Origin of the sequence: Klebsiella sp. LTGPAF-6F (assembly GCF_001753185.1) — a bacterium.
Taxonomy (GTDB): domain Bacteria; phylum Pseudomonadota; class Gammaproteobacteria; order Enterobacterales; family Enterobacteriaceae; genus Klebsiella; species Klebsiella michiganensis.
Map to the genome: position 1 here is coordinate 3,910,589 of NZ_CP017450.1, position 12,145 is coordinate 3,922,733.

13 protein-coding genes and 3 tRNA genes are annotated in these 12,145 nt (G+C 54.5%); 2 read left to right on the forward strand and 14 right to left on the reverse strand.

The genetic code is table 11. The features are described 5' to 3' along the window. Positions 1 to 12: 12 nt before the first annotated feature. A complete protein-coding gene (locus BJF97_RS18245; protein ID WP_004852186.1) occupies positions 13 to 252 on the reverse strand; it encodes a YecH family metal-binding protein in 240 nt (79 codons plus the stop codon). Between the two features lie 194 nt (positions 253 to 446). Here BJF97_RS18245 and tyrP point away from each other — a divergent pair, with 194 nt between their 5' ends. Continuing rightward, entirely contained in the window at positions 447 to 1,658 is a 1,212-nt protein-coding gene (gene tyrP, locus BJF97_RS18250) for a tyrosine transporter TyrP (protein WP_032693587.1), read from the forward strand. Between the two features lie 29 nt (positions 1,659 to 1,687). On the opposite strand, the gene BJF97_RS18255 is transcribed toward tyrP, so the two are convergent. The 8 genes from BJF97_RS18255 to uvrY form a co-directional block, all read right to left on the reverse strand. Continuing rightward, positions 1,688 to 2,368 (reverse strand): YecA/YgfB family protein, encoded by a 681-nt coding sequence (locus tag BJF97_RS18255; RefSeq protein ID WP_014838846.1) that lies wholly within the window; start codon positions 2,366 to 2,368, stop codon positions 1,688 to 1,690. Positions 2,369 to 2,422: 54 nt separating this feature from the next. Then, positions 2,423 to 3,310, reverse strand: a complete 888-nt coding sequence (locus BJF97_RS18260) for a dihydrodipicolinate synthase family protein (protein WP_032693586.1) — start codon at positions 3,308 to 3,310, stop codon at positions 2,423 to 2,425. Positions 3,311 to 3,506: 196 nt separating this feature from the next. Next, positions 3,507 to 3,593, reverse strand: a tRNA-Leu gene (locus BJF97_RS18265). Positions 3,594 to 3,606: 13 nt separating this feature from the next. Beyond that, positions 3,607 to 3,680: transfer RNA gene (locus BJF97_RS18270), tRNA-Cys, on the reverse strand. Positions 3,681 to 3,718: 38 nt separating this feature from the next. Then, a tRNA-Gly gene (locus tag BJF97_RS18275) sits at positions 3,719 to 3,794 on the reverse strand. Between the two features lie 151 nt (positions 3,795 to 3,945). Continuing rightward, positions 3,946 to 4,494 (reverse strand): CDP-diacylglycerol--glycerol-3-phosphate 3-phosphatidyltransferase, encoded by a 549-nt coding sequence (gene pgsA, locus BJF97_RS18280; RefSeq protein ID WP_032693585.1) that lies wholly within the window; start codon positions 4,492 to 4,494, stop codon positions 3,946 to 3,948. A 57-nt stretch (positions 4,495 to 4,551) separates the two neighbouring features. Next, positions 4,552 to 6,384, reverse strand: a complete 1,833-nt coding sequence (gene uvrC, locus BJF97_RS18285; protein WP_004852196.1) for an excinuclease ABC subunit UvrC — start codon at positions 6,382 to 6,384, stop codon at positions 4,552 to 4,554. Further along, positions 6,381 to 7,037 (reverse strand): UvrY/SirA/GacA family response regulator transcription factor, encoded by a 657-nt coding sequence (uvrY, locus tag BJF97_RS18290; protein ID WP_004122102.1) that lies wholly within the window; start codon positions 7,035 to 7,037, stop codon positions 6,381 to 6,383. Before uvrY ends, uvrC begins: the two co-directional genes overlap by 4 nt. Before the next feature lie 463 nt (positions 7,038 to 7,500). On the opposite strand from uvrY, the gene BJF97_RS18295 reads away from it, so the two are divergent. After that, on the forward strand, positions 7,501 to 7,725 hold the full coding sequence (locus BJF97_RS18295) for a DUF2594 family protein (protein WP_004122104.1): 225 nt from the start codon (positions 7,501 to 7,503) through the stop codon (positions 7,723 to 7,725). 67 nt (positions 7,726 to 7,792) lie between these two features. Here BJF97_RS18295 and sdiA read toward each other — a convergent pair whose 3' ends face one another. The 5 genes from sdiA to tcyJ all read right to left on the reverse strand — a co-directional run bounded on the left by sdiA (position 7,793) and on the right by tcyJ (position 12,130). Beyond that, positions 7,793 to 8,515, reverse strand: coding sequence for a transcriptional regulator SdiA (sdiA, locus tag BJF97_RS18300; protein ID WP_014229875.1), 723 nt, complete (start codon positions 8,513 to 8,515; stop codon positions 7,793 to 7,795). 299 nt (positions 8,516 to 8,814) lie between these two features. Beyond that, positions 8,815 to 9,567, reverse strand: coding sequence for an L-cystine ABC transporter ATP-binding protein TcyN (tcyN, locus tag BJF97_RS18305; protein ID WP_032693583.1), 753 nt, complete (start codon positions 9,565 to 9,567; stop codon positions 8,815 to 8,817). After that, positions 9,564 to 10,232, reverse strand: a complete 669-nt coding sequence (gene tcyL, locus BJF97_RS18310; protein ID WP_004103458.1) for a cystine ABC transporter permease — start codon at positions 10,230 to 10,232, stop codon at positions 9,564 to 9,566. The genes tcyN and tcyL overlap by 4 nt, the downstream gene beginning before the upstream one ends. A gap of 15 nt (positions 10,233 to 10,247) precedes the next feature. Beyond that, positions 10,248 to 11,234, reverse strand: a complete 987-nt coding sequence (dcyD, locus tag BJF97_RS18315) for a D-cysteine desulfhydrase (RefSeq protein ID WP_014838849.1) — start codon at positions 11,232 to 11,234, stop codon at positions 10,248 to 10,250. A gap of 95 nt (positions 11,235 to 11,329) precedes the next feature. Then, entirely contained in the window at positions 11,330 to 12,130 is an 801-nt protein-coding gene (gene tcyJ, locus BJF97_RS18320) for a cystine ABC transporter substrate-binding protein (RefSeq protein WP_014229877.1), read from the reverse strand. Positions 12,131 to 12,145: the final 15 nt, after the last annotated feature.

Genomic DNA, 12,145 nt, shown 5'->3' on the forward strand with positions numbered 1-12,145 from the left:
GCCGTATGAGTATTAATGGCGGCAAATTTTACTTTCGTGCGTATTAAATCCTTCCTCAGCGGCAATAAATTTGCCTTTTTTCTGCAAAAACGCCACCAGCTCCGCCGCGCTCAGATTTTCCGCCGAGCAGGTATGGAATCGAACCTCTTTCCCAAAACGGTCGATAATCGCCGCTTCCAGCGTAGCAACAGTGTAAGACTCGCCTGATGAAATCATCATTTGCAGTACTTCGTGACCATGAATCGATGGCATAACCCCTCCCGTAAAGGCCGAAGAATAAACCAGCCAGGGCGGCGGATTCTTGCGCCAGCGCAGCTTTCGCGCAAACCTCTGGCATCGTAAAGTTATCATTACACTTCCTGTAACCCTCATTTGACGAACTCACTGATTTCACATACTCTGCGCGGCATAATTAATTGTGTATTCCGTAATGGATAGAGAAAAGCGTGAAGAACCGCACTCTGGGTAGTATTTTAATCGTTGCCGGCACTACAATCGGCGCAGGGATGTTAGCGATGCCGCTGGCCTCGGCGGGCGTGGGTTTCGGCGTAACGTTTGGTTTGCTGATAACGCTGTGGGCGCTGATGTGTTATACCGCCTTATTGCTGCTGGAAGTGTATCAGCACGTGCCGGCTGATATGGGACTGGGGTCGCTGGCCGCGCGCTATCTCGGCCGCTACGGGCAGTGGGCTACCGGGTTTTGCATGCTGTTTCTGCTGTACGCTCTCACCGCCGCCTATATTAGCGGCGCCGGCGAGCTGCTGGCCTCCAGCCTCAACCAGTGGCTGGACTGGCGACTGCCTCCTGCGGCAGGCGTCCTGATTTTTACCGGGATCGGCGGGACGGTAGTGTGTATCGGAACCTCGCTGGTCGATCTTTTTAACCGCTTTCTGTTCAGCGCAAAAATTATCTTTCTCGCCATTATGCTGGCTCTGCTGCTGCCGCATATTCACCAGGTAAATTTACTGACGCTGCCGCTACAGCAGGGACTGGCTCTGTCAGCGATTCCGGTGATTTTTACTTCGTTTGGTTTTCACGGCAGCATACCCAGTATTGTGAGCTATCTGGGCGGGGATATTCGCAAGCTGCGTCGGGTATTTGTCATCGGGAGCTTTATTCCCCTGGTCGCCTATATTTTCTGGCAGCTGGCGACGCTCGGCAGCATTGACTCTCCCGTCTTTACCGCGCTGCTGGCAAAAAATGCCGGGCTTAACGGGCTGCTGGAAGCTATCCGCGAAGTGGTCGCCTCACCGCACGTTGAGCTGGCGGTGCATCTGTTTGCCGATCTGGCGCTGGCGACGTCATTTCTCGGCGTGGCGCTTGGGTTATTCGACTATCTGGCCGATCTGTTTCAACGCCAGAACAGCGCCGGTGGACGGATACAGAGCGGCCTGATTACCTTTTTGCCCCCGCTGGCGTTCGCGCTATTTTATCCGCGTGGCTTCGTGATGGCGTTAGGCTATGCGGGCGTCGCGCTGGCCGTGCTGGCGCTCATGCTGCCTGCGCTGCTGGTCATGAAGAGCCGCAAACAGCATCCTGATGCAGCATGGCGGGTCGCGGGAGGCTCAGCGGCGCTGTGGCTCGTCCTGCTCTGCGGGATCGGCATCGTCGCGATCCAGTTCGCGATTGCCGCAGGCTTGCTGCCCGCGGTGGGGTAAAAAGAAGGGGGCCATATTGGCCCCTTCTTTTATTTGGCTAAACAGCACTGCTTATATTTCTTACCGCTGCCGCACGGGCAAGGATCGTTGCGCCCCACCTTCGCCTCATTCCGGATGGGCTGCTGAACTTCCGCCGGTTGCGCGTGCTCAGTCCAGTAGTTATAAAGCGCCAGGGCGGCAGGACGAATTCGCTCAACGCTGGCGACAAACTCTTCCGCGGATAATTCATCAAGCGCCTCAAATCGCTCCTCGGTACCGTGCAGGGCAATCACGTCCAGCTCCGCCTGCAGCTCAGCCGGCAACGCGGACCAGTCGCTCAGCCCCACCCCGCGCATATAGCCGAAGCACCACTCTTCAACAATCGTGAGCTCCTGCCCTTCCTCTTCGCGGCTGCCGAACATCGGTTCGAACTGTTCGGGATAATCGCTCAAGCGCTCGGCAATATCGCTCATTTGCTGCAGCGTCAGGTTCACAAAACGATCCCGCTCGCGATCGTTGGCCCAGCGCGGCACGTTATCCGCTCCGCCCCAGATAGCAAGCAGCCACTGCGCGGGTTCAATCTCCGTCGGCCCGGAGAGAATGGCCGTCAGCAGCCCATCAAGCTCGGCAACGTCCATGATGGTGCCTTCTACCGCGTATTTCGACAGGATATCGTCCAGCCATTCAACTTCGCTTTCGTTCAGGGGTCCAGTTTTCATAAACAGGCTCATCGTCGTAAAAAATGGCGCTTACAGTAGCGGAAATAGCGAGAGAAAACCACCCGGCTACTCAAGGTTCAGGCTGCGCAGCGTCTCAGCAATCTCACGAAAGGCATCCGGCGAAAGCGGTAGCAGGGGACGCGGCAAACAATCCTCACCGCACAGACCGAGGATCGTCGCCGCTGCGGCAGTGACCCGCAGGCTTCCGCCATACTTCCTGTAGAGCGTCCACAGCGGCTCCAGCCTGGCGCTTATTGCCTCCGCCCGCTGAGCCTGCCCCCGCGTCGCGGCCGCCGTCAGCTCTTTGGCGACGTGCGGGAACAGGCCGCCGCACACCGAATACCAGACTTCGCAGCCGGCGTTCAGGCCATCGGCCGCGCAGGCGTCTCCACTAATCCCGATCGTCACCTCAGCCGGTAGCTGCCGCCGCAGGCTCTGAACGCGCCGTGCGACGTCATTTTTAGCGGGGCCCGGTATTTTAATTGAGGCGATTCCCGGCAGCGCAGCGATCGCGCCTTTAAGCGCATCCGAGGTCGTCACGTGCGTGGTCACGGGGTTATCGTAAACGCAGACGGGCACGGAGACTTCGCGGGTGACGGTCTGGTAAAAAGCAAAAATCTCCTCTTCCGTCAGGGGCTGATAGGCGATTGCCGGCAGGAGCAGCGCGTTGGCGCCAGCCCGCTGCGCATCCTCTGCCAGTCGAAGGACCCGATCGGTCCCCAACGCGCCGATCCCTGCCATAAGCGGCACCGCTCCGGCATGCGATTTGGCCTGTCGGATAACCTGCATTCTCTGCTCGCGGCTGAGCCAGGCATAGCTTCCCGTGGAACCGAGCACGCCGAGAGCATCGACGGCAGATTCGGCGAGGCGAGTGACAATCCGGGCAAAAGCCGTTTCATCAACACCATGCTGATGTAACGGAGTCAGAGGAAAAGCGCAGAGGCCAGTAAACATTTCATCCCCACTTATTGAGATAATGATAGATTGCCGACACAGAGTAACAACAGATGCGGGTTTTGTCCTATGACAAAAATGAATGAGGTGGGGCTGAGGTTCAAAAGCGAGGTTATGGCAATACAAAAACAAAAAAACCACCCGTAGGTGGTTTCACGACACTGCTTATTGCTTTGATTATTCTGCTTTATCCCAATGGTACCCGGAGCGGGACTTGAACCCGCACAGCGCGAACGCCGAGGGATTTTAAATCCCTTGTGTCTACCGATTCCACCATCCGGGCTCGGGATAGAAATTGGAGGCGCGTTCCGGAGTCGAACCGGACTAGACGGATTTGCAATCCGCTACATAACCGCTTTGCTAACGCGCCTTAATGCTTGAACACCCGCTGATGCCGATGTTTTAAACTGGAGCGGGAAACGAGACTCGAACTCGCGACCCCGACCTTGGCAAGGTCGTGCTCTACCAACTGAGCTATTCCCGCATCATCAAGCTAATTTGCTAATTACTTGATTTTGTTATCGTCTGTCAGACAGTGCTGCCGTTCGATGCGTTGCATTCTACTTACCTGGCGCAATGAGTCAACGATATTTTTTAAAACCTTGTGTTGTTTGCTGAAAATTGCGCCGAAACGATCACTGATCAAGCAAATCGCCGCGCGCAGCGTTCAAATACTGCAGCATGGACCACAGCGTCAGCACCGCCGCCACGAGGAACAGACCAACCCCCGCCCATTCAACCCAGATATTTGGGCGCCACAGCATCCACACCAGCGCGGCCATTTGCGCCGTGGTTTTGACTTTGCCTATCCATGACACCGCCACGCTGCTGCGCTTGCCCAGTTCGGCCATCCACTCGCGCAGCGCGGAGATAATAATTTCACGCGCGATCATGGTAGCGGCCGGTAACGTCACCCACCAGGTATGATAATGCTCGGCAACCAGTACCATCGCAATAGCCACCATGACTTTATCCGCGACCGGATCGAGGAAAGCGCCAAAACGCGTGCTCTGATTCCAGCGACGCGCCAGATAACCATCAAACCAGTCGGTCACCGCTGCGACGAAGAAAATTAGCGCACAGGCAAAAGGGGCCCAGGTAAACGGCAGATAAAACGCCAGTACAAAGAACGGGATAAGAATGACGCGAAACAGAGTAAGCAACGTAGGGATATTAAATTGCATAGTAACGGGTAACTATCTGTTGTAAGTAAAAATTAGCCCTATGTTGCTACAGAGCTCCTAATGTTTCAACGAGTAGAAGATCTTTTCTGCCAGACCGTGAGATATACCCGGTACTTGCGCAATTTCTTCGACGCTGGCTTTCTGCAACCCTTGCAGACCGCCCATATATTTAAGCAGCATCTGTCGGCGTTTGGGTCCGACTCCCTCAATGGTTTCCAGCGTGCTGGTGCTTTTTACTTTTGCCCGTTTCTTACGGTGGCCGGTAATGGCGTGATCGTGCGACTCGTCGCGAATATGCTGAATCACATGCAGCGCGGGGGAGTCCGGCGGCAGACTAAAGCCCTCGCCTTCCGGTTCAAAGAACAGCGTCTCCAGGCCCGCTTTACGATCGCTGCCTTTTGCCACGCCCAATAACAGAGGGTGACTTTTATCCCACGGCACGTCCAGCTCGGCAAAAACCGTCTTCGCCTGCCCAAGCTGGCCTTTACCGCCGTCGATCAGGATAACATCGGGAATTTTACTCTCTTCTATTGCCTTACCGTAGCGACGACGCAGGACCTGATTCATCGCCGCATAATCATCTCCCGGCGTGATGCCGGTAATATTGTAACGGCGATACTCTGCGCGCAGCGGTCCGTTGCTATCAAAAACCACGCACGACGCCACCGTCTGTTCGCCCATGGTATGGCTGATGTCAAAGCATTCCATCCGATTGACGGCCGGAAGCTTGAGTAATGTCGCCAGCGCCCGCAAACGTTGCGTAATCGTTGAATGCTGGGAAAGCTTGGTTGTCAGCGCCGTCGCGGCGTTCGTGCGCGCCAGCTTCAGGTAACGGGCGCGATCGCCGCGGGGTTTGGTCTGTACGTTAACCCGGCGCCCGGCCAGCTCTGAGAGCGAATCCGCCAGCAGGGTTTTGTCTCCCAGGTTAAAATCCAGCAGGATCTCGCCCGGCAGCGTCCGCATCTGGCTGCCCTGCAAATAAAACTGCCCGACAAAGGTTTCCACCACTTCACCGAGTTCGGTGCCATTCGGCACTTTGGGGAAATAGCTGCGGCTACCAAGGACTTTACCCTGGCGGATAAACAGCACGTGGACGCACGCCATGCCGGCATCAAACGAGACGCCGATAACATCCAGATCGTCACCGGTATTGGAGACGAACTGTTTCTCCGTTACCCGACGTACGGCCTGAATCTGGTCGCGGATCCGCGCTGCCTCTTCAAATTCCAGCGCCTGGCTGGCCTTTTCCATGCGGGCAATCAGCTGAGTCAGTACCTGATCGTCTTTGCCCGCCAGGAACAGGCGCACGTAGTCGACCTGCTGGGCATACTCTTCCTCGCTCACCAGTCCGGCAACGCACGGCCCCAGACAGCGGCCAATTTGATACTGCAGGCAAGGCCGCGAACGGTTGCGATAGACGCTGTTCTCACACTGGCGGATAGGGAAGATTTTTTGCAGCAGCGCTAACGTCTCGCGAACCGCGTAGCCGTTGGGGAACGGGCCAAAATATTCGCCTTTCGCATGCTTCGCCCCACGATGCGTCGCCAGGCGAGGATGCGTATCGCCGCTAAGGAAAATAAAGGGATAGGATTTATCATCGCGCAGCAGCACGTTGTAACGCGGCTGGTATAGTTTGATGTAGTTATGCTCAAGCAGCAGCGCTTCCGTTTCGGTGTGGGTCACGGTAACGTCAATCTGGGCGATAAGCGCCACCAGCGCTTCGGTTTTACGCGAAGCCAGGTTGCTGCGAAAATAGCTGCTCAGCCGCTTTTTCAGGTCTTTCGCTTTGCCTACATAGATAACAGTCCCGCCAGCGTCATACATGCGATAGACGCCCGGCTGGCTGGTTACTGTTTTCAGGAAAGCTTTTGCATCAAAAACATCACTCACTGACTTGCTAACGACTCCGCATTGCACAGGCCATGGCGAATTGCCAGGTGCGTCAGCTCCACATCGCCGTGTATGTTCAGTTTACTGAACATACGATAGCGGTAGCTGTTCACCGTCTTGGGACTCAGATTCAACTGCTCTGAAATCTCGTTGACCTTCTGACCTTTAGTAATCATTAGCATAATCTGCAATTCTCGCTCAGACAAACTGGCAAACGGCGACTCCGCCTTCTCCGGTTCAATCTGGCTTAGCGCCATCTGCTGGGCGATATCAGAGGCGATATAACGCTGACCCGATGCCACGCAGCGAATCGCATTCACAACCTCCTGCGGCGCGGCGCCTTTACTGAGGTAGCCAGCAGCGCCGGCCTGCATGACTTTCGCCGGCAGCGGGTTTTCCGTATGCACGGTCAGCATTATCACTTTGGCATCAGCAACGGAACGGGCAATTTTTCGCGTAGCCTCAAGGCCGCCGATACCCGGCATGTTCATATCCATCAGGACTACATCAACGGGATTCGCGCGGCACCATTTCACGGCATCCTCACCGCAGCAGGCCTCGCCGGCAACTTTAATCCCTTTTATATCTTCCAGAATGCGTCGTATCCCTGCGCGCACCAGTTCGTGGTCATCAACAAGAAGGACGTTGATCAAAGGAATATTCTCCAGAATTAGGGATAACGCTACTGATAGCTTATCTCCCACATATTACCGGGTTTTAACCTAATTTTGAAAGCCAAAAAATGTGCTGGGAAAGATTTCTTACGCAATTATGGAAATTTGTCTGCACACCCGCTGGAAAGCCATACATAACATAGAGTTGTACAACAGTTATTTTTTAACATTCATCATACAGATTACGTAAAAACACAACACATTGCGTAGGCGATAAATATGTGCCTGAATATGTAACAATTATTAACACGAAAACGGGGCGTACGAAAAAATTAACACGCTTAGATCTCATGAATACGTATTATTCAGTCAATTAAATCATTCACCACTCGGATGAAAGAACAGAAATCAAGCACTCCTTTTTTTTCCTTTGCTTGTGGTATACTGCGCCGCCTTCACTTTTAGTCATGCGCAATTGCGCAGAAAGCAACCGAGGATATAGATGAGCACTCCAGATTTTTCCACTGCGGAAAATAACCAAGAACTGGCACAGGAAGTTTCGTGTCTGAAAGCAATGATAACGCTGATGCTGCAGGCCATGGGTCAGGCTGATGCAGGCCGCGTGATTATTAAAATGGAAAAGCAAATCGCGCAGATGGAAGATGAGGCTCAGGCTGCCGTATTCTCCAGCACCGTTAAGCAAATTAAGCAGGCATATCGTCAGTAATCAATTACCGGCTGAAGGTATTACTAACAGCCGGTCTTACGTCTGGCACGCAGAACAACACATGAGATCAAATTAAGCCCGTCGCTACGGCATAGCAGGCGATTTGGGTTTTGTTTGGCGCGTTGAATTTTCGCTGCATATTTTTCTGATGGAAATTGACGGTATTTTCTGAGATAGACAGAATCATTGCCACCTCAGCCGAGGTTTTCCCTTCCGCCGTCCATTTCAAAATCTCCAGTTCACGTCGACTAAATTTCATTTCCGGCGGCATAACCATCTCGTCCTCCAGGCGCAAAAGCGTCAGCAGGCTCAATTCGGTTAGCGTTCTTAAGCGCATCTCCAGCTCATCTTCCGCAAAGGGTCCCTGGCTATGGCTGGTTCCTGAAACGGATAAGAATCCCTGAGCATGGTTCGGTAGCGTCAGGCACTGCGTGACGCCCTTGCGTAATCCATGGTCGCGCGCGCCGTCCCATAATTCCGGTGTATCATGGAATAGCTTGTCGTTCCATGGCAGATGCCCACGAAGGAAATTCTCCTTGCGCAGCACCGGGTCGATCGCCAGATAATTCTCGGCTTGATAATGCGCCATCCAGGCCTGAGGATAGGTCGATTGCAGCGTCACCCTGGGCCGAGTAAAAGGCACGGGATGCCGTACGCAGAGTGCGAAGTAGTCATATTCCAGCCCTTTTGCTTCCTGCTGGAGAAGATGATAAACCCCCTCGCCTGCAGAAACGGACTGAAATTGTTGCAGCATTTCCCGCCGCCAGCTGAAAAAATCATTGTCCCTCATAACTAACCAAATAACTCCTGAGTGATAATCATTATTATAAATACATAAAACTAACACATAAACCCTGCTTATATGTATAAAAAATGGCAGCTACCGCATTTATTAGACTACGTCCGGCGAAAGTACCGGATACGTTAAAAAATTATGCCAATTGACGTGGCACAAAACCTTGACAGATGTATCGTCGTTGCTTATGACCACCATCCGGACATACTTTTTTTGCTGATAAACCGGTTATTCAGCGCTGCCCGGCCGCATCCGTCAGACAAGCCTGAGCGAATGCGGCCGGCGCGGGGCGATTACTGCATCAGGAATTTTTCGAGGAACTGGCGGGTACGCGAGTGCTGAGGATTGGCAAACAGCGCTTTTGCTTCACCCTGTTCAACGATACGCCCCTGATCCATAAAAATAGCGCGGTCCGCCACGTCGCGGGCAAAGCTCATCTCATGGGTCACGATCACCATCGTGCGCCTCTCCTGCGCCAGCTGGCGAATGGTATTGAGTACCTCCCCTACCAGCTCAGGATCTAATGCCGACGTTGGCTCATCAAACAGAATGACATCCGGACGCATCGCCAGCGCGCGAGCAATCGCCACGCGCTGCTGCTGCCCGCCGGACAAACGACGCGGGTAGCTATTTTCTTTACCGGTAAGCCCAACTTTCGTCAGCAGTTCACGCGCCCGGGCGATGGACTCATTTTTATCCTCCCCTTTAACGATGACCGGCCCTTCGATAATGTTTTCCATCACCGTACGATGGGGGAAAAGATTAAAATTCTGAAACACAAAGCCCACGTGCTGACGCAGGCGGCGAATGGCCGTTTTTTGCTGGTTGATGCTGCGCCCGGCATCGATCGTCACGTCGCCTACGCGAATCGTGCCGCTTTCCGGCTGCTCCAGGAGATTAATACTGCGCAGCAGCGTCGTTTTCCCCGAACCGCTGGGACCGATAATCGCCACCACTTCCCCTTGTTGAACCTCAAGGTCGATACCATGAAGCACCGTCTGGCCATGGAATTTTTTCACCAGGTTTTTGACTTCAATCGCACTCATTTTGGATCTCGCTCCTGGCGGTTCAGCTGATTTTCAAAATAGTTTTGCAGCGTGGAAAGCACCGTTGCCATTACCCAGTAGATAAGCGAAGCGGCCAGGTACATGGTGAATACCTCCAGCGTCCGGGAGGTGATCAGCTGAGCCTGACGGAACAGTTCTGGCACCTGGATAGTTGCCGCCAGCGAGGTATCTTTCACCAGGCTGATAAAACTGTTGGAAAGCGGCGGTAACGCCACGCGCGCGGCCTGAGGAAGAATCGCGCGGCGCATAGCCTGCCAGCGCGTCATACCAATACTCGCCGCGGCCTCCCACTGCCCTTTATCAATGGAGGCAATCGCTGCGCGCAGCGTTTCCGCCGCGTAGGCCGCCGTGTTTAAAGACAGGCCGATCATCGCCGCGGGTATAGGATCCAGCTCAATGCCGAACTGCGGCAAGCCGTAATAGATCATAAACAGCTGCGCAATCAGCGGCGTTCCGCGAAAGATGGAGATGTACATCCGCGCCAGCCATTTAATCGGCCAGACGGGCGACATGCGCATCAGCGCCAGAATAAACCCCAGCACGAGGCCAAAAAACATGCCGCCGATGCTGAGCTGTAGCGTAAATACCGCGCCCTTCAGCAGAAAAGGCGCGGAATCAATAACCAGTTGGATACTCTCTTGCATTCTATGTGTTCTGCATTAGATATGAGGATGATAGGCGAACAGCGCAGGCGCGCCACCGGTGTGAACAAACAGTATTGGGCCTTCATCCTTAAAGCGCTTCTGGCTGATACCATCAATCAATCCGGCCATCGCCTTCCCGGTATACACCGGATCCAGCAGGATACCTTCCAGCTGCGCCAGCAGCTTCACCGCCGCCATCCCTTCGTCGTTCGGTATTCCGTAACCCGGCGCAAAGTACTCATCCCACAGCTGAATACCGGCCTTTGCCTCCAGTTCCAGACTATTTGCCACCGCCTGCTGCAGCGCAGCCACTTTTGGCAGCTGGTCAGCCACGCTGCGCGATACGGTCACGCCGATAAGCTCGGCATTGGGCATCAGCTGCTCCAGTCCCACGGCGAGGCCGGCATGCGTACCGGCGCTGCCGGAGGCGACGACCACGGAGGAGAGCTCGACCGCCCCTTCGCACTGCTGGGCAATTTCCAGCGCGCTCTCCACATAGCCCAGCGCGCCCAGCGCGTTCGAACCGCCAACCGGAATCACGTACGGACGATAGCCCTGAGCTTCAATGCGGGTCGCCAGCGCTTCCAGCTGAGCATTAGGATCGGTCAGCGCGTCGCACATTTCGACCTGAGTATTAAACAGGTCAAGCAGCAGGCGGTTACCGTTGGTCAGGTAGTTCTCAGCCCGGGTACCCATTGGATTCTCCAGTAGCGCCACGCAGTGCAGGCCCAGCTTAGCCGCCACCGCCGCCGTCTGGCGCACATGGTTGGACTGGATAGCTCCGGCGGTAATCAGGGTATCCGCCCCTTCTCGCAGCGCTTCGGCAGCCAGAAATTCAAGCTTACGTAGCTTGTTGCCCCCCATCGCAAGCGGGGTCACATCATCGCGCTTGATAAAAATTTCGCGGCCAAGGTAATCGGACAAGCGCGGCAGATATTCCAGCGGCGTCGGCGCGCCAATCAGTTCCAGACGCGGGAATAGGGTTAAATTTTGCAGTGACATAAGACCTCCTGACTGAATTATCCTTGATTATGCACGCTGTGACGCGCGAAATAAAAAAAGGCGCTATCAGGAGCGCCTTTTTTCACCGCTGGCCGTTACTTCGTGACGTCAGCGCCAAACCATTTTTCCGACAGCGCCTTCAGGCTGCCGTCTTTTTGCATATCCGCAATGGCGCCATCAACCGCTTTCAGCAGGTCTTCATTACCTTTGCGCAGCGCAACGCCGGATTCCTGGCGAGAGAAGGCTTCACCGGTGACGGCAAGGGTGTTACCGGTTTTCTTCACCAGATCCAGCGCTGCCAGACGGTCAACCAGGATAGCGTCAATTCGCCCTACGCGCAGATCCTGGTATTTCGTCGGGTCATCATCATAAGTCCGAATGTCGACGCCCTGTACGTTCTGGCGCAGCCACTCTTCGTAGTTGGTCCCCAGGCCGACGCCAACTTTCTTACCTTTCAGGTCGGCTGCGGTTTTAATCACGCCTTCGTTACCTTTTTTCACCAGCGCCTGGATCCCGGAAACGGTGTACGGCGTCGAGAAGTCATATTTTTGCTTACGCTGATCGGAAATAGTGACCTGGTTTATCACCACATCGATACGTTTAGAGTCCAGCGAAGCCAGCATGCCGTCCCATTTCGTGGGTTTAAGGTCAGCCTTCACGCCCAGATGTTTCGCCAGTTCATTAGCAAAATCCACCTCGAAGCCGGTCAGCTTACCGTCATCTCCCTGATAGCTGAATGGCGGATATGTCCCTTCCAGACCCACGCGTAGCGTGCCGCGTTCTTTAACCTGATTAAGCAGATTTTCAGCAGCAAAAGTTTTTACGCTGACGCCGGTCATTAATACGACGGCCATTGCGCCCATCAGCGCCTGACGACCCAGAAGTGCTAATTTCATAGATACCCCTAACAG